This window comes from Acinetobacter calcoaceticus ANC 3811 (genome assembly GCF_000399665.1).
Classification (GTDB): Bacteria; Pseudomonadota; Gammaproteobacteria; order Pseudomonadales; family Moraxellaceae; genus Acinetobacter; species Acinetobacter calcoaceticus_B.
This window is the reverse complement of record NZ_KB976986.1, coordinates 577,506-598,933: the sequence shown is the minus strand read 5'-3', so window position 1 is coordinate 598,933 and position 21,428 is coordinate 577,506. Positions and strand designations below refer to the sequence as shown.

Here is a 21,428-nt window from a genome sequence, read left to right as displayed (position 1 = left end):
AAAATACTAAATTGCCTATTCACCGAATAAAATGATATCAAGTAAATTAATCGGGCTTAATATCATAAACCCAATTTCGTGCCTGTTGATCTGTTGTAGTTTCGCAGACATAGTAATCTTGATCCCACGAGTCTGGATGGAAAATTTCCTTTTTATGATAGGCTACTTGTTTGTTATTTTCGACACAGATAAAACTATCACCTTGATCTTTAACAGCAGAACCGTTAAGAAATCCACCAATACATAAGAAGCGAGATTGTTTCGTCATTTAGTTAAATCAACTTTTTAAATCACTTATTTTCAATGATTAAATGATGAATTGATTGAATTGTAAAGCCAAAATTATTGGACAATATTAATTAAAATTATTAGATAGGCATAGCACAGAACTTACTACAATTTTTTTGATTTAAAATTTAGATTAATTAGAAATTATTTCAAAAAAATAAGGGCTGATTAATCAGCCCTTATTTTTAGCTTTTTGCTCAAGCAAATCATAAATTTGCTCTTGCGCTAGAGAAAAGCCTTTCGGCTTTTCTTGATCCTAGCTCATTAAGTCAATTGAGCAGCTTGAATTTTCTTAGTATCAACTTGATCAGCTTCTTTAGTATATTCGCTCATCTTGTCGAAGTTTAAGTATTTGTAGATCTCAGCAGAAGCGCTGTCGATTTGCGACGCGTACTGTTGATATTCTTCTGGACTTGGTAATTTACCAAGAACCGCAGCTACAGATGCAAGCTCAGCAGACGCTAAGTAAACATTTGCACCTTGACCTAAACGGTTCGGGAAGTTACGAGTAGAAGTCGATACACATGTTGTGTTTGGCGCTACACGTGCTTGGTTACCCATACATAATGAACAGCCTGGCATCTCTGTACGCGCACCAGCACGACCATAGATGTTATACAAGCCTTCTTCCATTAATTGGTGCTCGTCCATACGAGTTGGTGGAGCCAACCATAAACGAGTAGACAATGAACCACTAGGTACTTTGTCAAGTAACTGACCCGCTGCACGGAAGTGACCAATGTTCGTCATACAAGAACCGATGAATACTTCATCAATTTTGTCGCCTTGAACATCAGAAAGAAGTTTCGCATCATCTGGATCGTTCGGGCAGCAAAGAATTGGTTCTTTGATGTCAGCAAGATCGATTTCGTAAACTTTTAAATATTCTGCATCAGCATCAGCTTTTAACAAGCTTGGGTTGTCTAACCACTTCTGCATGTTTTCAGCACGGCGCGCCATAGTACGAGCATCGCCGTAACCTTCTGCGATCATCCACTTCAACATGGTGATGTTAGAACGTAAGTATTCAGCAACTTTCTCTTCAGAAAGTGTGATTGAACAGCCAGCAGCAGAACGTTCAGCAGATGCATCAGAAAGTTCGAATGCTTGTTCAACAGTCAAGTCATTTTCCATTTCTGATAAATCAATCTCAAGAATGTTACCAGAGAAGATGTTTTTCTTACCTTTCTTCTCTACAGTTAAGTCACCCGCTTGAATCGCGTAGTAAGGAATTGCATGTACAAGGTCACGTAAAGTGATACCAGGTTGCATTTTACCTTTGAACTTAACAAGTACAGACTCAGGCATATCAAGTGGCATAACACCAGTTGCAGCTGCGAACGCAACAAGACCAGAACCCGCTGGGAATGAAATACCGATTGGGAAACGAGTATGTGAATCACCACCAGTACCTACTGTATCTGGAAGTAACATACGGTTTAACCAAGAGTGGATAATACCGTCACCTGGACGTAAAGATACACCACCACGGTTCATGATGAAGTCAGGTAATGTATGGTGAGTTGTTACGTCAACTGGTTTTGGATATGCAGCAGTGTGACAGAAAGACTGCATTACCAAGTCAGCAGAGAAGCCCAAGCAAGCTAAGTCTTTTAACTCGTCACGAGTCATTGGACCAGTTGTATCTTGAGAACCAACTGTAGTCATCTTAGGTTCACAGTAAGTACCCGGACGGATACCTTGACCTTCAGCTAAACCACATGCACGACCAACCATTTTCTGAGCTTGCGTGAAGCCTTTGCCAGTGTCAGCAGGTTGTACAGGTGTACGGAACAATGTAGAAGGTGCAAGACCTAATTCTTCACGTGCTTTAGTTGTCAAACCACGACCAATGATCAAGTTAATACGACCACCAGCACGTACTTCGTCTAAAAGTACTGGAGTTTTAAGTTCTGCTTCTGAAATTTGTACGCCATCTTTAAAAGCAGTAACTTTTGCAGCAGCATGGTCAATTTTCAATACTACTTCGTCGCCCATGTTCATGTTGGCAACGTCGATTTCTACAGGTAATGCACCTGCGTCTTCCATCGTATTGAAGAAAATTGGCGCGATTTTAGTACCTAAGCACACACCACCATCTTTTTTGTTTGGAATGTGTGGAAGTTCGTCACCGAAGAACCAAAGTACAGAGTTAGTTGCAGATTTACGGCTTGAACCTGTACCAACAACGTCACCTACATAAGCAACTTGGTTGCCTTTTGCGATGAGTTCTTTGATTTGGTTTAATGGACCAACTTCACCTGGTTTTTCAGGGTTGATACCATCACGCTCGTTTTTCAACATTGCATTCGCGTGTAATGGGATATCTGGACGGCTCCAAGCATCTTGCGCTGGAGACAAGTCATCAGTATTTGTTTCACCAGTTACTTTGAACACAGTGATTTTGATTTCTTCTGGAACATCAGGACGGCTTGTGAACCATTCTGCGTCTGCCCAAGATTGTAAAACAGCTTTAGCATTGGCATTACCCGCTTTTGCTTTATCTGCTACGTCATGGAATGCATCAAATACAAGAAGTGTTTTCTTTAACGCTTCAGCAGCTAAGCTTGCAAGTTCAGCATTATCAAGAAGCTCAACAAGTGGTGCTACGTTATAACCACCAAGCATCGTGCCAAGTAAGTAAACTGCACGTTCTTTAGAAACGAGTGGTGAAGTTGCTTCGCCTTTTGCAATCGCTGCCAAGAACGCTGCCTTTACATAAGCTGCTTGGTCAACACCTGCAGGAACACGGTTTTCAAGCAAATCAACCAAAAACGCTTCTTCGCCTGCTGGTGGATTTTTTAATAGTTCAACAAGCTGAGCTGTTTGAGCATCATCAAGTGGCTTCGGTGGGACTCCGAGTGCGGCACGTTCTTCAACGTGTTGGCGGTAAGCTTCTAGCACGGTGTTCATTCCTCTTTTTTTGAAAAATTACTTGCAAATTCCAGCTTTCTTAAAAAGCTTCACAAGTAATATGGACTATAAAAGTTTACTAGAGTTCAAGGTAAAAGTTAATGAAAACGGGGTGTTTCTCCGTGATGCCCATTATTTTGTATCTAAATACCCATGTTCAAATAATGAGTAAATCAGCCAAATCTGGGCTATTTTTAAGCAAAAAAGCCTCAGATGAGAGGAAATTCAATAACCGTACTCAATTAGAACGATTTATATTTTGGCATTTTGTCATGAGGTGTTGCCAAACATTCGTCCATCGCTTGCTTTCTAACTTTTTCTTGGAGTGCTTGAGAATCTTTACTCAGTTCTTCTTTTGGAATTGCATAAACTTTTTCAATAATATTAAGAATGAACTTTTTGGTAATGTCATCTTCAATTTTATTAGCATGCTCAACGGCCTGAGCTTTTTCAATTGCTTGCTGACGATCAAAAACAATGCTTCTAGCCGCATTTCCTACGCTAGTACAAAAACCATGCCACTGCTCTTCTGGTGTTAATGGTTTCTTTTCTGAACAACCGACAAAGAACAAACTCACTGCAATCAATAAAATCTTTTTCATCATTTCACTACACTAATTATTGCTGCTCATATCATACGGAAAATCATCATTTTTGCAAAAACAGCTAGAAAAAAACCGAGATAGTTTCCCTCTCGGTCTTTTTATATTAAGCATTAGTAATGCTAGTTTCTTCATTTGGGTTAGTTAAAAAATTTAATATCAGTCGGTGTTGATATTTTTGCCGCATCGCCAGCGGGTTTTAAGGTGCCTTTGTTATCATCGAAGCGAAACAAACTAATGTTATTACTATAAACATTGGTTACATACAGATATTTACCCGATGCATCGAATGAGAAAGCGCGTGGTTCAATTCCATTGGCTTTATAAACTACTGGTTTACCCAGCAATCCATTTTGTTGAATTTTAAATACTAAAATTTTGTTGTCTGCACCCCGATTGGCAGCAATCACATATTTGCCATTTGGACTGAGGATAATTCCACTCGCACTCTTAAATTCAGGTGTTTTGTCTTCGTGAATTAGTTTTAGCTCAGCCACTTTTTTCAAATGACCATCTTGCACATTAAATGTCACAATTTTGCTTCGCATTTCTGCGGTAACGTACGCATGTTTGCCATTTAATGAAAAGACCATATGACGCGGGCCAGAACCATGCCTAAAAGTCACATCTCGGCTGCTGTCCGCTTCAAGTGGTTGAGGCTTATTTGGGTTATAACGAAAAGTATAGACTTTGTCATTTCCAAGATCGCTTGCATATAGATACTTACCATCTGGGCTAAATGTGGTCGAATGCGCATGACCACTGTCCTGCCGACCTTTGACGTGACCAGAACCTTCGCTAAAAACAATATTTTGTACTTTTTCACCTAAATGGCCGTTTGGCAAAATTGGGAAAACAGCTACCCCACCACGACCTTTATCAAATGCCGAATAGTTTGACACAAATAGGAATTTGCCATCTAAACTGATTGATGCGTGTGTTGGATGTCCACCATGACTATCCACTGTGTTCAACACATCCACATTTCCATTTTGAATTGATAATGCAGTCACCGCTCCTTCATTTTCTTCATTAGTGGTATAGGCAAAACGGCCATCTTTCGATTTCACAATCCAAGAAGGACTTTTCATTTTCAAGACTTTAACAGGAGTTAAGGTTCCATCGCTGTTCACTTTAAGCTGGTACAAACCTTCACTGGCTTGTTTTGGTTTTTGCGCAAGTGATGCATTAGGGACCGATGTCCATGTTCCTACTAAAGCAATTTGTTGTTGTGCGGCATTTACGGTAGAGCCCCATCCAAACGACAAAAGCGTCATCGACAATGTTGCTGTTAACTTTTGAATTAACCCACGATATTTAATATTTTTATCGTTTTCCTTGTCATATTTAATTTCAACAGAAGTATCTATTTTCACTGGTATATCCTTGGAAAAAACCACCTTATTTGCACTTATCAACAAGGTATTAGCAATTTAGTTTCATTTAATGATTCTGAAAACTAATTTATAAAATAGTAATTTTCAAGTGAGTTTTCTTTAATTAAAAGCCTGTTCAAGCTTTAGTTCCCTTTAAGAGAATCGATGTTTTATATAATAAATATTCAACTTTTTTAAATTCTATAGAAGTGCTTAAAATAAAAGCCCACTAATGAAGTGGGCTTTTATTTCGTTATTACTTGATACTAATCAAGTCATTATAGGTACTAGGCTACTTTTCTAATGTTTAATTTCCATCTACTAGAAGCGCCAGTTATAAAATAAATCGATCGCTCTTTCTAAAGACTGACTTGCTTCTAGATATAAACGTCGATTCATTTGATAACGTAAAGTCAGCTTGTTCACTGGAGTAAATACGCCAACACCATAACGAATAAATAGATCAGGTGTGATATAGCCCGTTAAGCTCACCTGCGTATCTTCACCCGTACCTTGTGCATCTAGAGCTAAGCCACTCAAACCGAAAGTACGTCCAATCTGATTCGTTAAAGCACGTGTACCACCCAAGCCCATACTAATCCCTGCGGCAGCAATGGTATTATTTACATCGGACTTAAATCCTTCTGCATTGCTTAAACCACTTGAACCTTCATTAATACGTCCTGTAACGAGTGCGTTCAGTGCTTCTTGCTCTGATAATCCGGCATCATTGTAAACCTGAATGTTTGGCGATGTTGCAGTACCTGTAACACGGACCCCAACCATACTACCCTGAACATTTTTGTTTGCATCGATATCTAAAGTTGGATTAGCCAATGGACCATTAAAACGCGCAATTGCTCGATTCAAATCTAGACTTTGTCCGTAGGCTTCAATTTTCACTTTTTGACTGACACCAATTGCTCCGTTAGCTCGCATTGCAGTCTCGTAGCCACGTTGACTTAAATTTAAACGACCAACTAATGGAATATTACTGTTGAAACCTTGGAATATCACTTGGTTTCCAATATTAACAGCAATATCAGCTCGTATATCCCAAGGTTTAGCAGCTCGTAAAATTGCAAGCGGATCTTGGCCTTGTCGAACTATACGGACATCTGATGAGGTGTTAATGACTGGAGCAGTTGTTTCTGGCATTGAAATACGTGCACGAGGAACATCTACCGATCCTTTTAAGCTTAAACGCTTATCGAAAGGATACATATCAAGTGTAAGGTTTGGATTGGCAATTGCAGTAATTAATGGAGCCTGACGCACAAGTAAATTATCACCTTTGAGGTTTAATTGAAGACGCGGCGAATCTTTCCATTCAAAACTACCTTTTAAAAGCCCTACACCTTGACCGCTGTTAAACGCGCCATCAATTGTTGCCATATCCTGACGAATTGATGAGTAAACCTGAACATTGGTTAAATTAACTGGCAGCGAAATCATACTGATTGCGCCATTTTTCAAACGCATTTCACCAGTAAATTGTGGCTGAGTTAATGTACCATTGACTTTACCAGCCAAGGCTAAGGTCCCACTCAGTTTACGCACATCTTGAATAAATGGTTTTAAGACTTTTAATTGAACATCATTAAAAGCGACTTCCCCATGCATTGGCATTGATGGCTGGAATGGATTGATAATGACGTTCGCATAACCCGTACCAATATCAGGTGTTTTCACATCAACACGGAATAACAGCCCTTCAGATACACTTTTTGCAATAACACCCAGCTCATCATAAGCCAGAGTGGTTGGAGGGTCTTGTGGATCTTCAGCAGCTAAACCAATTTCACCTTTACGCGTAATTAAACGTGCATCAAGTTTTGGATGTCCACCATTTACCCACGCTGCCTTGGCATAACCATTTAGTTGCCCAGTCATCGCTAAGCCTTCTGGCATAAATGCCGCGAAGTCACTTAAATCCATATTTTGAGTTACAAACGAAATATTACCGCGTGCTTTACTTACGCGTACTGGCTGATCAAAACAGAGCTGGCTATTCGCACTTTGCCAACAATGTTGGCCTACATATAGCTCAGATCTTGCAGAAGAATAAATCACTGGAGCATTTTGATTTTGTGCAAGACGAATACGTCTTGAATCAAAACTTCCTTTTTGAATTTGACCTAACCAATCATTGTTCTGGTTAAACCCGCCTGCCAACTGAACATAGAACTTAGAAACACTATTATTGCCGAGTATTTTCAATAAATGCGCTTTTCTTGTTCCTGTCAAATTCACTTCAGCAGACTGAATTTGTCTATTTCCACTGCGCAAATTATCTAATTTTGCCGTTAATTGAGTTGGTGTTGTTTCCGATGTTGGAAGTTCACCCTGAATACTCAATCTCTTCACGCTCACTAAAGTATTAAAAGCAAAATCATCTACGGCAATATTTGCTGTGGCTTTTAAACGTGGCTGTGATTGTACATTCAGGTTACCGTAAGCTCGACCACGTAAACCCGGATATAACTCGTAGAGTGCTGGTGCATTGAGCTTGATTTTTAGACTTTGAGCATTACCTGTCGCTTGTAGCTGATTCTGCCCATAGACTAAAAATAAATTATTTGCTTCAAATTGCTGAGGTAAAAAGCCGTTTTGGTTAGAGTCCATCAATAAAGATAGATTACCCTTACCCCGAACAGGTTTATTATTTATAAAGCCAGCAAGATTCAGTTGTTGAATATTAATTCGTTTCAAATGATCTGACCAAACCCCTTGGGTTTTCAGATTACCTGAAATTTCACCTTTTACCGCTGAGGTAAAATATTGAGGTTTAAAGCGTACCAACGAACTATTAATATCCCATGCAATGCGATCTTTGAGATTTACAGAACCTGTTGCATAGATTTTCCCAGCGACACCATCATGTTGTAACTGGTTAATTCGAATAAAATCTGGTGTACCCGCTATAGAAAACTTCAATAAACCATTTGCCTGTTTTAGGGCTTTTAAAGATCCATCATAATTAACGGCAAAACCTTTAAAGCCACCACCAGCTTTTACATCATGGAATAATAATGCTGCGGTACTTTTCCCACCCAAACTTACAGTTTCTTGCCCAGCTTGAGCCAGTCGACCCGTTAAATCAATTTTCTCAAATTGAATGATTTGCTGATTTGGTTTAGCAAAACCATTCGCTTTAATCGAACCATTTAAAAGATTAACAGGTGCTGCCGCATGAATACTTTGTGGATTAAAATCTTTTGCATTTAATAATGCATTCCAAACCAACTGACGTTTTTCAGTCGGAAGTAACACTTTAGCCTGGCCAGTTAAGCTACCTTTTTCAGCAGCAAAACTAAAATTGGGAACATTTAAAACATTATCTTTAACATTCAAATTGGCTAGATATTGTCCTGCCGGTAATAAAGTTTTTTCATGCTGATATACTTTTGTAGCAACTTTAATATCTTGCTGACCATCACGTAACGTTAAATCAACCTGACCATTGTCACTGCTTAACCACCCAATATAAGGCATTGCACGATCTATTTTCGTCCAAGCTACATTCATGAGCATTGGTTGAGATTTATTATTTTTTTCAGGAGCCTGATTAAACTTAAGCTTCCAAGACTCGTAACGGTCGAAATCAACATTAGCAAAGACCTCAGTACCTTTTTCCAAAGAACCAGTTGAAGCAACAGCAGCATCTAAACTTGGCGGTAAAAAGTCTTGTACAACTTGAGGAATGGCTTTGTCTTTCGGATTAATATGGTCTAAACGGCCTTTAATATCCCAAGTCACATGATCTTTCCAGCTGACTAAACCTTTCAGGTTAACAGCGCCTTTCATGACTTGACCATTAAAATCAGTGATATTCAACTGATGAACCAAGTCAGTATTCATTAAAGCGTTATATTGGCCTTCAGGTAAATTCTCACCTTTTAAATCTGTATCAACTGCCAAATTAAGTTGTTTAATATCGCCTTGAAACTTGACCACACCATTTTTTGCAAATAATTTTTGTTCAACCAATAAAGGTAAGTGATAATTTTTTAGTAGTAACTCACCTTGCATTGGAACTTCATCACGAACAGGATGCAACACCACCCAACCCGTTAACAAATCGGGAGTTGTTGTGGCAACGCCAGCTTTTAAAGTATCTAAACTTCCACGTGCTACGACTTTAATATTTTGAATATTTAAACTTTTTAAAGATGGGATTCTTAAATCTGCTGTAGCATCTAATGGATATTTACCACTGAAATCCATTTTTCCTGTGGCATTGTGGACTGAAAGATAGCCCATATCCATACTGGATTTTTCAAATTCTAGTTTAGTCTCTGACCAAAGTGCATCTTGCAAATGGACGTCATGAAAATTTACATCTGAGGTCGCTAGCTTAATTTCTAAATGATCAACATCCGCTTCATCAACACGCAGAACAAATGGCAACTTAATAGGCTTAAATTCGAATGCTTTACCAGACGGCGGGGTTTTATTAATAATACGTAAATTACGCACATCCGCATGGCTCAAATGCACTTCTTTTTCTAATAATAAAGAGCGCCATCCTAAACCTACGTCAGCTCTGTCTAATGAAACTTCAACGTCTGTTAATTGCACCAAAACATTCTTAAGAATAATTCCGCGCAGTAAATTTCCGCCTTCGTATTCATATTTAATTATTTTCTGAGCTTCTAAAACCCGATCTAATAAAAAACGACTTCCGCGATCTGTTGACATCATGATGACTAACGAAGACGCTAATAATAAAAATATGATCAATATCGTCAGCAGGAAACTACGCAAAATGCGCCGCTTCTTAGGTGAGCGAGGTGCCGAAGTTGGCTGCTGTTCTACATCCGCCATAAAATAAACCTAATAAAATTTTATTTTTAAAGTTGTGGGCCTATAAAGAAATGTAAACGAATCGGATGGTTTTCATCTGAAATACCCGATGCGACATCTAAACGGATTGGTCCGATTGGAGACTTCCAGCGAATTCCAACCCCAACGCTATAAGCTGCCGGATTATTAAAGTCTTTATCATAGGCATTACCAAAGTCCGAGAAAACAGCGGCTCGCCAACCATCCTTAAACTGATAGTTATATTCTAAAGAACCTACAGCCAAAGCTTGTCCCCCAATTTTATATCCATCTACTTCTGGGGAAAGACTCTTATAGTCAAAACCACGAATTGTTTGGTCACCACCAGTAAAGAATCGAAGATTGTAGGGAACTTTGTCAAAATCATCGGTAAAAATGTAGCTCAGGTCAGATCTTCCAACGAATTGATGATCATCATTTTCACCAAGAGAATAAATAAATCTCCAACCTGCACTTGCAATGGCCATATTGGCATCGGACAGTAAACTCTCGCTACCTAATTCTAGTTTATAGGTTTGTTTAAAAGCTTTCGTTGGGTTTAAACGTGTATTACTTGAAGTTTTAGAGGTTTCATAACTAAATAATAATGCTTCTTGCTGTGATGCCGCAGTTTTAAAAGCATCTGGCAACTCAGAAATATCAACATTACCCTGTTGGGTCAAACGGTCTAAACGATAGCGGACACCAAAAGTATGTTGCCAGTTTCCTAGTGGACGTTTAATTATTCGCTCACCACCAACAACAGCAGATTCAGTAAGTAAACTTACATCTGGACCAATATCATCACGAGTTTCACGCTCATATCCGCCCACAATGTTAAAATAGTCATTTAATGGGTGTTTGTAGGGAATACTATATCGTCCATCAATAGATTGACGAATTTGTGAGACTTCTAAGTTGGCATCAAAAGAATGACCGTATTTGTTAACAATAGAACGGCGATACTGACTACGTAAACGTGCGCCTGTATCTGTCCCGTAACCCACACCCGTTTCTAAACTATTTAGCTTATCTGCATTTAAAGTCACAATCACTGGAATTCTTTTCGTTTCACGTGCTTGAGCCTGTAAACGATCTTGTTCAGTTTCTTGTTCAGCCTGCTGAACTGACGCACTTTGCAACATTGCTGTTTGAGGTTCTGCCTCTTTTGTCTTTTGTGTTCCTGCAAACTGTTTTTCGTCTACTACGTTTTGAGTAACTTCTTTATTAGACGTGGCTAATTGACGTGCTTGAGCAAGTTGGCGTTGTTCAGGTGAAAGTAAATTAGACTCATCAACATCAATATTTTGCTCATCGACTAAAGCTTGCAAATCTGGCGGTAGCTCAAGTGGTTTTTCAATTGGATCAGGTTTGATGCTATCAACTAAGGTGTAATTAAAATAACGCGAGTTGGTTAGGTTATTTGCTAAAGTATTTACTCGCCAAAATGCATAGTCATCACCTTCTTTCCAAGGGGCCATACTTTCTAAAATATTTTGGTTCAAAGGCAAGGGTTTCGATGGATCACTCATACGAAACTCAACCTTATCTAATTTATAACGCTCACCTGTTTCATAGCGTAAATTAATATCAGCCTTGTTTTCTGGCTGACTCACTTTCACATCGTGTAGTCGCCAAAAAGCATCAAAATAACCGTTATCAGTGGCTGCGTTGACTATTCGAGTTTTCGTGGTTTCATATAAACCATGGTTAAAGATATCACCTACATCCTGATCAGGAACTAAGCGAATAACCTGAAACTGGGGTTGTTTTTCACCAGCACCAGTAAATTCGATATTTTGTTCATTAATCCGTACTGGTTCATTTGGGGTAACCTTAACGCGAACTCGGCTCGAACTTAATTTTTCAAATTTAAACTCAGCATTATAATAACCAACTGCTTGAGCAGCCTGATTACTTAGCGTTCTGAGTTGAGGTAACGCTGCATTAAAATCTTCGAATGATTCTTGGGTAAATGTTGATAACTTACCTTTAATATTTTTAGCCAGCACATCTGAAGCACCTTCCACATCTGCACTAATACGCGGTACTTGCTCCATCGGAATTACACGTGGTGGGCGCACTTTATTTAAAATACGTTTAAAGAAACCTGCCTGCTCAGGCGGAGCTTCGGCCTCTGGCGTTAATTCAGGTAAGGTTTTCCCAGTTTCATTAGCTTCGACTACAATCTGGCTATCAGATTTGATCTCTTGCATAAGCTGGTCAATATTCACAGGTGCTTGATTAATCTGATTGAGTTCAGACTGAGTTGCATCACTGACTGTAACTTCAGGTAGCTTCTGAGTGCCATTTTGGAAGTTTTGCGCTTCACTTTTAGCTTCTTCAGCGACTTTATAAATTTCATTTGCCATGCTTTGATCAACAGGCATGTCGGGTAAATCATCAAGATTATCAAGCGTAATTGGCTTAAATTCGTCAATTTGATTTGGAAATTGTTCTTGTTGTTGCAATATAGCCAAGCTATCTTGTTGTTGCTGCGCTTGAGTCACAAGGGTAGCAATATCTGTTATTGGAGCAGTAGTTTGCTGACTCACTGGAACTAATTGTTCAGTTGACGCATCAGACACCGTCTGATTTAAAGTTGAAGAGTTACTTTCAACAGAAGTTTGAGCAAAACTTGGCGTTACACAAACTGTAAACAACAAGCTGCTACAAATAAGTTTAGGAATCCCCTGCATTTTTAAAATTAAATGCATAGAATGAGAGAGAGTTGACTGTTTAAACTTAATTTTAGAAGGCATAGAAAACTCTAGACTTATTTTTTAATAAAACGCACCAAGGTGAGTGTAAAACTCACTCAAAACCATTGATTTTTCATTTAATCAAGCGTTAAAAATATCATACATGGTTTTAGATGCAAATTAACACTCGGTCACATTTTTTTATAAAACACAATGAAGTTTGCACATGATGAAACAAGATGAGCACCTGATGACATCACGTCGGTTCGTACCGATGTTTTTTACCCAGTTTTTTGGCGCATTAAATGATAACGTTTTTAAGCAAGCTTTATTATTAGTGATTACTTATGGTTTGATTCAGCAGCAATCTGCTCCAGTAAGTACCCTCAATAATTTAGCAGCTCTCTTGTTTATTTTGCCCTATTTCTTTTTTTCGGCAACTGCCGGACAAATTGCAGATAAATATGAGCGCTCACAACTCGTCCGCGGCATAAAAATTTTAGAAATTATTATTATGCTCATCGGTACTGCTGGTTTCCTGTTGGGACACTTATGGTTGCTTCTTTTTGCCTTATTTTTGATGGGGACACATTCAACATTCTTTGGTCCCATCAAGTACGCAATTTTGCCTGAAATTTTAAAACCGCAAGAATTAATGTCAGGTAATGCTCTGTTTCAGTCGGGCACGTCAATGGCAATTTTATTCGGGATGATTTTAGGTGGTGCTGTAATTGCATCCTCACATGGGAACTTATTGTGGATTAGTCTTACTGTTGTAATTATTGCTTGCATTGGCTATGTATGTAGCCGCTTCATTTTGCCACAGAAAGTTGCTGCTCCCGATTTAAAGATTGACTGGAATTTCATTCGTACAAGTTTTCAAACCATTAGATATGCCAAAAGCTTACCTTTAGTGTTCACCATTTTGTTAGGTAACTCATGGTACTGGTTTTATGGGGCGACTTATTTAACGCAAATTCCGCAGCTCACCCAACAAAACCTTCATGCATCAGAAAATGTCGTTAGCCTTTTGCTTACTTTCTTTTCAGTCGGTATTGGTGTCGGCTCTCTTCTTTGCCGTAAAATTGGTGGCTCAGAAATTAATATTAAAATGGTACCAATTGGTGCGATTGGCCTTACCGTTTTTGCGCTCTACCTTGCCGCGAGTTTAGCTTTTGTACCCGAAAGAACTGGTGCATTACTTACATTAAAAGATATTTTTACCCAAGGTTGGGTTTACTATCACGTCATGTTAGCGGTGACTTTACTTGGGATTAGCGGCGGTTTTTATATTGTTCCTTTATATGCAATGATGCAGGCTTATTCACCCCGTTCACATCGTGCTCGTGTTGTAGCAGCAAACAATATTTTAAATGCCGTTTTTATGGTTTCATCTGCAATTTTTTCAATCTTAATCTTAAGTGTTTTAAAAATTGATATTAAAATACTATTTATTATTACAGCTGTACTTAGTGCAATCTTTAGTATTTGGCTTCTAGCTCGTCTAAAACCAATGCTTGCCACAGCACATCTTTCTTTGGAGGACTAATTTATGCGCCACTATACTGGAATTGATCAGCTTATTAACTCTTTTGATCAAGCATTACGTAGTCTTGTTCCGGGTGCAACCGCAGCACAGCGCCAAAATCCAGCTGAATCAGTTGAAGCAAAACTAGGCGTAGAAGATGCTCGCCATGTCGCAGGCTTAATGCGTGTTAACCATAGCGGTGAAGTGTGTGCACAAGCTCTTTATCATGGACAAGCATTAACGGCGAAATTGCCAAATGTACGCAAAGAAATGCAGCAAGCGGCAATTGAAGAACAAGATCATTTAGCGTGGTGTGAAGTTCGTTTAAAAGAGCTAAATAGTCATACCAGTTTATTAAACCCAATTTGGTATGGACTTTCGTATGGCATGGGCGCACTTGCTGGCATTGCTGGTGACAAATATAGCTTAGGTTTTGTTGCAGAAACCGAACGTCAAGTAAGCATGCACTTGCAAGACCATCTAAATCAGTTACCCGCTCAAGATGATCGTTCTCGTAAAATTTTAGAGCAAATGAATGAAGATGAGTTACATCATCGTCATACTGCACTCGAAGCAGGTGGTGTTGAATTACCATATGCAGTAAAAATTACGATGACTGCTATTTCAAAGCTAATGACAAAAACGAGTTATTATCTTTAAAAAAACAAAGGATTGATCTCATTCGGATCAATCCTTTTAAAATATTATTTTAAGCCATGATCATATTTGAAACGTTCAATATCTCGAATTGAGTTCCAATAGTTTCGATTAATACGGTCACGATCATTTTGTAATTCTCTTAAAAGCTTATGATAACGTTCACGGTCTTCTGGCTTTAATTTTTCGTTATAAGCACTGTCAGAATATTGCTTAAACTTTTCGTCATAACGGTCATATTCATTTTTTGCATTGTAGTAATCTGAAGCTGCTTGATAATAAGGTCTTAAACGATTACGCTGCTCAACTGGACACACATTGATATTGCCACTACCCTCTAAAGCACTATAAAAAATATTTGTTGGCTGGCAATAATACCCTAGACCTTCTTTATACCCACGCTCATATGACTTTTGATCTGGAACAATATTGGCTTTTCCACATGCTTTGTAATATTGATCTAAACGTAGCGACGAACCTTTTGAACCATCTTTCTCACCCACTAATGACCAATTCGCAGTCTTACATTCTTCTACGCTCATTGCAGCACAACTAGAAAGGCTTATTGCTAGAATGGCTAAAATGATATTTTTCATATTAAGAGAACTCAAAAAATAAATTAAAAAAAAACGCAAAAATAAAATTCCAGTAAACACCCTAAAAGGTCCTGCTCTATTCAAGACTTCAAAAATAAGTGATTCACTGGATAAGTCTTAAGTTTAAATCAGTTTGACTATCTCACCAAATTGAAAGGTCATAATTCTTAATATTGTTTAATTAAAAAAATCAAATTCACTGAAATTTTCTCACTCTTAAACTACCTTTATACACTAATTTTACTTAAAAAAATTACCTTAAAAAATGATTACAATTATTTGATTATTAAAATAAAAAACAAAAATTACTCATAAATTACTGTTTAATCTTTTTACTCTTTTTTTACGGGATTAACTTCAAAGGCTACGGTAGGATTTTAGTTAAATAACCACCAAGGTTTTTATAATGAGTACGCATATTTACCCAAGTTTAAACTTACAAAATCCTCACTTTAAGGCATTTAAAATATCAGATGATTTTATTCCTCCAACACAAACTCACATTTTCAATTCCGAGCTTTTTTTAAAAGAGGTTGATGAATATTTAAGTTTATATCCTCACACACAGCACGTTGATATTTGTCTGCACGACTTAAACGGACATATTCGTGGCAAACGGATTGATGTTAAAAGTTTAAAGAACCTCTCTAATGGATGTTATTTTCCACTTTCTGTTTACGCTATGAGCCTTGATGGAAAAGTGATTGAAGAGACAGGTTTAGGAAAATATATTGGTGAACCAGACAGGCTTTGCCTACCCATTTTAGGCAGCTTACAACCCAGTGCATTATCTCCTGAATTGAATGCTCAGCTTTACCTATCCATGCAAGAAGAAGATGGTTCAGACTGTCGTTATGAACCACGCAATATATTAAAAAAATTACTAAATCAGTTACAGGCTACCAATTATTTTCCTGTCATGGCTGCCGAACTAGAGTTTTATCTTTTCTCACCTCAGCATCAGTCTGAAACCTGCATAGAAAACCAATGTTTCGATATAGATGCACCGAATAACTATCAGCAAGTCCTAGATGAAGTTGAGAAAGCAGCCCTACTTCAATCTATTGAAATTACCGCTATTGTTGCGGAGTCGTCACCTGGACAATATGAATTAAACCTCCAACACAGCCATGATATTTTAAAGCTCTGCGATCAAATTAATGCTTTAAAAAGAATTGTAAAGCAAGTCGCAAGAAAGCATGACTTAACCGCTTGTTTCATGGCGAAACCAAACTTGGCAAAAGCCGGAAGTGGCATGCATTTTCATATGAGTCTACTCAATCAGTATCATAAAAATGTATTTAGCTCAGAAGAAGAAAAAGATGAGCTTTCCGTCAAATTATTAAATGCGATTAGCGGACTCATTGAGTTAATGCCTGCATCCATGGCAATTTTAGCGCCTAATATTAATTCTTATAGACGTTTTAAAATTGGTCATCATGTGCCATTAGAAGCCAATTGGGATACCAATAACCGTAATGTCGCAATCCGAATTCCATGCTCAGATGTAAAAAATCAACGCTTAGAATATCGCGTTGCTGGAGCCGACTGTAACCCCTATCTGGTTACAGCGACTATTTTAGCTGGCGTGTTTTATGGCTTATCTCATAAGTTACCTCTGCAAAAACCTGCACATCTTTTAAAGTTTCAAGATGAGCATATTTTATTAGCCAACAACCAACCAGAAGCGTTAAAAATATTTAAAGGAAGTCTTATTTTAAAAGGATATTTAGGGGCCGACTTTGTAGAGCATTGGTACACAGTGAAACAGGCTGAATATCAAAATATTTACAGCCAAATGACTGAAGCAGAACAACATTGGGATATATAAATAAAAAAAGCAAAAAAACTATAAATCACTTTGCAAACCCTTAGGGAGAAATACCCTAAGGTTTTTTTATATCAAATTAATGATTTTTCTGTTGAGCTAAAAAACGTAATCCAACACCAGGTTCAGTAGCAATATAGCGTGGTTGAATCGCGTTATCCCCCAACTTACTACGTAACTTCCCCACTAAAATACGTAAATAATGAGTATCTTCCTGATGAGTTGGTCCCCAAAGTTCTTTTAAAAGTTGTGGCTGTGTTAAAAGCTGTCCTTGATAGCGCATTAATAACGTCAAAAGTTGAAATTCTTTTCGAGTTAAAGTAATTGGCTGTTGCTCAACCCAAACTAAACGTTGTGTGACATCGACTTTAAGATAGCCATCGTCATACACATGTGCTTCTTGCTGAATCGGTTGATTTCTTAAGATGACACGAATGCGCGCCAAAAGCTCTTGCACACTAAAAGGCTTGGTCATGTAATCATTTGCGCCAGCATCGAGCAAAGCAACTTTTTCGTATTCATCGGCACGTACAGATAACACAATAACAGGCACATTCGACCAGCTACGTAACTCTTGAAGCACTTCTTTCCCATCTAAATCGGGTAAGCCTAAGTCAAGAATAACCAAATCGGCACCTTGGGTCGCCAAAGTTTCAAGGCCTTTGTAACCTGTCTCACAGAGCGTGGTCTTATATTTTTGTGTTCTTAAGGCAATATCTAAAAATTTACGGATTTGAGGCTCATCATCAATAATCACAATACGTGTTTCTACAGGCGATGTTTCTGAAGTTATCATGACTTTACAACTTATTCTTTTACTGGATGAATGGGTAATCTGATTTGAATTAAAGTACCTTTATTTTGGCGTCCTGAAAATGCTTCTATTGTACCCATATGAGCACCAATAATTGCTTTTACGATCGTAAGCCCTAAACCTGTACCAAATTTTCCACGGTCTCCGCGCTCCATGGTGTAAAACATATCAAAAATACGGTTTCTTTCATCTTCAGGAATTCCTGCGCCCCTATCTTCAATTTCTATTTTTACTTCATCTTCTGATGAAAGATGAGCACGAATCATGACTGGTTCATCTGGAGGTGAAAAGTTTGCCGCATTTTCTAAAATATTAAAAATGGCTTGCTCTACCAGTGCTGGGTGTACATATAAACTAATCGCTTGTTCAGGTAATTCAACCGATACTTGAGTATCTGATTTATAGCGCTTTAAACGGCGGGTTGCAGAGCCAATTAATTCATCTACACCAATCCAGTCTCTTTTTAAAGATAGGCCTTCATGCCCCAAACGTGTCATATCAAGTAGATTTTGAATATAACGATCTAAGCGTTCGCCTTCTAAATGAATAGTTTCAAGTAAATCTTGCTGGTCTTGCTCTGACATATCAGCTTTAAAATGGGCAAGTGTGTCAGCTGCACCAATAATAGAAGCAAGTGGTGAGCGTAAATCGTGCGATACGGAAGATAATAAAGCCGAACGTAATCGCTCTGTTTCACTGGTGACTTTTGCTTGTTCAAGTTCATTGACCAATTGGGTGCGAAGAGCTGCTTGTGCAATATACTCAATTACACTTTCCGTCAGTTTTTTTTGTTCAAAATTTAGAGAAACTACTTCATCTTTAAAGTAAATTCCCACAATACCTAGGCTATTTTTCTGTTCTAACAGAGGTAAAAACCACCAGTTTGACTGGCTGAGTGTATCGGTAAAACGTCCACAGGGTTGTTGATGTTTCAAGCACCAATCTGCCGCAACTTTTTCTTTATCATTTAGCTCTATATCAGATGAAATGACTCTATCTTGAATAGAAATCCACACCTTAGTTTGAAGTTGAGTTTCTAAAGTCATACGACCTGTTTGCATGACTTCTTCAAGGTTTACCGCACTAGAAAGTTTACGCGCTAAGTCTTGCATTACCGTAGTGTAGGCATTTGCTGCTTTTAAGGATAAAACCTGCTGACGTAATTGAGAGGCCAAACGCCCAGCAATTAAAGCTGCCGCAAAAAAAGCAACAACAGTAACTACACCTTGGTGTGCTGAAATTTGTAAGGTAAAACGTGGTGCAATAAAGAAAAAGTTATAGGCCAAGAAACAGATTAAGGCTGCGACTACAGCAGCGAGCATTCTAGTTTTGGTTGCTACAATTAAAACTGAAATAATGAAAATGACAGAAAAATCTTCAATACCAAATAAAACTTCAGCAAAGTGAGCTATAAAAATACTGGCACATGTAACAGCTAGAACAAAAATACTTTCTTTTAATGATAAAAATGATGGCTTTTCAATTTGAGTTGTTTTTTTAGTGCCCTGTTCTGGGTGCAAAATGGTTAAAGCAATCGAGTTTTCTTGATTTAATAATTGCTGAGCTAAATTTTTCTTAAATAACTTTAACCACCACGGCGAAATACTTTTGCCAATGACCAGATTGGAAATTCCTCGATCAACAGCAGCATCCATTAAAACAGATGCAACTCGATGTCCATATAAAACTTCTGTTCGACCACCGAGTTGCCGAGCTAGCTCAAACGCCCGATCAACCTCGATATATTCTTTTTTATAAGTACTCTCCGAACTCTGTCCAAAGTCCAGACTTTTAGCAACATTCACTACAGTCCATGTAGCACCATTACGCTCAGCTAAACGGCAACCTGCCCGTACTAAATATTCAGAAGAACCTTGTCCGTCTATCGCAATCATTAATTCATTTTGCAGCGAGATAGACTTTAAACCTTTAGAGGCATAGCTCTCTTTTAAATCTGAATCAACATGCTCAGCAACGCATTGCATTGCGAGTTCACGTAATGCTGTTAAATTTGAAATGCTAAAAAAGCCTTGTAATGCCAGATTTGCTTGCTCTGGCACATAGACTTTTCCTTGGTGGAGCCTTTCAATGAGTTCACTCACTGGTAAATCAATTAAGCGAATGTCTCGAATACGATCAAACACCCGATCTGGTACCGTTTCATTTACTCGAATCCCCGTAATCTGGTAGACCACATCATTTAGGCTTTCTAAATGCTGAATATTTATGGTCGTAAATACATCAATACCTGCATCTAGCAATTCATTGACATCTTGCCACCGTCTTTCATGGCGACTATTTGGTATATTGCGATGAGCCAACTCATCAACCAAAACAATTTCTGGATGCCGAAGCAGAATAGCATCTAGGTCCATTTCTTCTAAAGTATGCCCCTGATATTGCATTTCCTTTCTAGCAATATCAGGTAATCCTTCCAAGATTTTTAGGGTTTCTATTCGTCCATGAGTTTCAACAATACCCACAACAACATCTGTACCCTGTTGAAATAACTCTTTGGCGCGGGAGAGCATGGCATAGGTTTTTCCAACACCCGGTGCCGCCCCTAAAAAGACCGTTAGTCGACCGGCTTGATATCTGTTGACATGATTTAATAAGGCTTCAGCCTGATTTTCGCGATTGCTTTGCACTTGATATCATCCGGTAAACTAACAATTTTATTTTTAAGTTAATGTGTAGATTGTAATTGATCTAAAGCAATATTGAGTTCTAATACATTAACACGAGCTTGCCCCAATACACCAAACTGCATCGGTTCAATATGCTTTTGCAAAAGCTCTTCCACAACCTTAGGGTCTAAATGACGAGCTTGAGCCACTCGAGCAACCTGTAACTGAGCAGATTCAGGACTAATATGCGGATCAATACCACTACCAGATTTAGTCACCAAATCACTTGGAATCGGTGTATTGCCCGTATGATCTTGTTTTTTCACTTCAAGAATCTGAGCATCGATTTGCTTTTTTAGCTCAGGGTTAGTACGAGCTAAGTTTGTACCTGCCATAGCCATCGGGTCATAAGCGACTGCCGAAGGACGTGGATGAAAATAAGCCTCTCCCACAAATGGCTGAGCGACTAATTTTGACCCTAAAACTTTATGATCTATTTCAATCAAACTGCCATTGGCTTGATTGTTAAATAGCACCTGTCCCGCACCTGTAGCAAACGCACTATAAACAGCACCACAGCCAACTAAGGTAAAAATTAATAATCCCAAAGATGCTCTTAAGGTCTGACCCAAATTTGCTTCTGAATTTTGTACATAAGTTTTCATTTCAAACT

12 protein-coding genes and 1 pseudogene are annotated in these 21,428 nt (G+C 38.4%); 3 read left to right on the top strand and 10 right to left on the bottom strand.

Features of this window, described 5'->3' with window-relative positions; translation table 11 throughout:
* Positions 1 to 46: 46 nt before the first annotated feature.
* The 6 genes and pseudogenes from F935_RS04040 to F935_RS04015 form a co-directional block, all read right to left on the bottom strand.
* Positions 47 to 268, bottom strand: a complete 222-nt coding sequence (locus F935_RS04040) for a hypothetical protein (protein WP_016137732.1) — start codon at positions 266 to 268, stop codon at positions 47 to 49.
* Positions 269 to 552: 284 nt separating this feature from the next.
* Positions 553 to 3,192, bottom strand: a complete 2,640-nt coding sequence (locus F935_RS04035; protein ID WP_016137731.1) for a bifunctional aconitate hydratase 2/2-methylisocitrate dehydratase — start codon at positions 3,190 to 3,192, stop codon at positions 553 to 555.
* 251 nt (positions 3,193 to 3,443) lie between these two features.
* A complete protein-coding gene (locus tag F935_RS04030) occupies positions 3,444 to 3,806 on the bottom strand; it encodes a hypothetical protein (protein ID WP_016137730.1) in 363 nt (120 codons plus the stop codon).
* A 137-nt stretch (positions 3,807 to 3,943) separates the two neighbouring features.
* A complete protein-coding gene (locus F935_RS04025) occupies positions 3,944 to 5,179 on the bottom strand; it encodes a lactonase family protein (RefSeq protein WP_016137729.1) in 1,236 nt (411 codons plus the stop codon).
* 321 nt (positions 5,180 to 5,500) lie between these two features.
* Positions 5,501 to 10,006 carry a translocation/assembly module TamB domain-containing protein gene (locus tag F935_RS04020; protein WP_016137728.1) on the bottom strand — a complete coding sequence of 1,502 codons (4,506 nt, stop codon included), beginning with the start codon at positions 10,004 to 10,006 and terminating at the stop codon, positions 5,501 to 5,503.
* A 26-nt stretch (positions 10,007 to 10,032) separates the two neighbouring features.
* Positions 10,033 to 12,540: pseudogene (locus F935_RS04015) on the bottom strand (autotransporter assembly complex protein TamA); the annotation flags it as partial.
* A gap of 391 nt (positions 12,541 to 12,931) precedes the next feature.
* Here F935_RS04015 and F935_RS04010 point away from each other — a divergent pair.
* On the top strand, positions 12,932 to 14,254 hold the full coding sequence (locus F935_RS04010) for an MFS transporter (protein ID WP_080645528.1): 1,323 nt from the start codon (positions 12,932 to 12,934) through the stop codon (positions 14,252 to 14,254).
* A 3-nt stretch (positions 14,255 to 14,257) separates the two neighbouring features.
* Positions 14,258 to 14,893 (top strand): 2-polyprenyl-3-methyl-6-methoxy-1,4-benzoquinone monooxygenase, encoded by a 636-nt coding sequence (coq7, locus tag F935_RS04005; RefSeq protein WP_009391838.1) that lies wholly within the window; start codon positions 14,258 to 14,260, stop codon positions 14,891 to 14,893.
* 44 nt (positions 14,894 to 14,937) lie between these two features.
* On the opposite strand, the gene F935_RS04000 is transcribed toward coq7, so the two are convergent.
* Positions 14,938 to 15,486: a DUF2799 domain-containing protein gene (locus F935_RS04000; protein WP_016137725.1), complete on the bottom strand. Its 549-nt coding sequence runs from the start codon at positions 15,484 to 15,486 to the stop codon at positions 14,938 to 14,940.
* Between the two features lie 406 nt (positions 15,487 to 15,892).
* Here F935_RS04000 and F935_RS03995 point away from each other — a divergent pair, with 406 nt between their 5' ends.
* Positions 15,893 to 17,317 carry a glutamine synthetase family protein gene (locus tag F935_RS03995; protein WP_016137724.1) on the top strand — a complete coding sequence of 475 codons (1,425 nt, stop codon included), beginning with the start codon at positions 15,893 to 15,895 and terminating at the stop codon, positions 17,315 to 17,317.
* 76 nt (positions 17,318 to 17,393) lie between these two features.
* Here F935_RS03995 and F935_RS03990 read toward each other — a convergent pair whose 3' ends face one another.
* Genes F935_RS03990 through kdpC form a run of 3 tightly spaced genes read right to left on the bottom strand, consistent with a single transcriptional unit; the run spans position 17,394 to position 21,420 of the window.
* Positions 17,394 to 18,110 carry a response regulator gene (locus F935_RS03990; protein WP_004791511.1) on the bottom strand — a complete coding sequence of 239 codons (717 nt, stop codon included), beginning with the start codon at positions 18,108 to 18,110 and terminating at the stop codon, positions 17,394 to 17,396.
* A gap of 11 nt (positions 18,111 to 18,121) precedes the next feature.
* A complete protein-coding gene (locus F935_RS03985; protein ID WP_016137723.1) occupies positions 18,122 to 20,776 on the bottom strand; it encodes a sensor histidine kinase in 2,655 nt (884 codons plus the stop codon).
* Positions 20,777 to 20,814: 38 nt separating this feature from the next.
* Positions 20,815 to 21,420 carry a potassium-transporting ATPase subunit KdpC gene (gene kdpC, locus F935_RS03980; RefSeq protein WP_016137722.1) on the bottom strand — a complete coding sequence of 202 codons (606 nt, stop codon included), beginning with the start codon at positions 21,418 to 21,420 and terminating at the stop codon, positions 20,815 to 20,817.
* Positions 21,421 to 21,428: the final 8 nt, after the last annotated feature.

Coding starts and splice junctions, on each gene's coding strand:
- F935_RS04040 (WP_016137732.1), bottom strand. CDS start 268: ATGACGAAACAATCTCGCTTCTTATGTATTGGTGGATTTCTTAACGGT.
- F935_RS04030 (WP_016137730.1), bottom strand. CDS start 3,806: ATGATGAAAAAGATTTTATTGATTGCAGTGAGTTTGTTCTTTGTCGGT.
- F935_RS04020 (WP_016137728.1), bottom strand. CDS start 10,006: ATGGCGGATGTAGAACAGCAGCCAACTTCGGCACCTCGCTCACCTAAG.
- F935_RS04010 (WP_080645528.1), top strand. CDS start 12,932: ATGATGAAACAAGATGAGCACCTGATGACATCACGTCGGTTCGTACCG.
- coq7 (WP_009391838.1), top strand. CDS start 14,258: ATGCGCCACTATACTGGAATTGATCAGCTTATTAACTCTTTTGATCAA.
- F935_RS04000 (WP_016137725.1), bottom strand. CDS start 15,486: ATGAAAAATATCATTTTAGCCATTCTAGCAATAAGCCTTTCTAGTTGT.
- F935_RS03995 (WP_016137724.1), top strand. CDS start 15,893: ATGAGTACGCATATTTACCCAAGTTTAAACTTACAAAATCCTCACTTT.
- F935_RS03990 (WP_004791511.1), bottom strand. CDS start 18,110: ATGATAACTTCAGAAACATCGCCTGTAGAAACACGTATTGTGATTATT.
- kdpC (WP_016137722.1), bottom strand. CDS start 21,420: ATGAAAACTTATGTACAAAATTCAGAAGCAAATTTGGGTCAGACCTTA.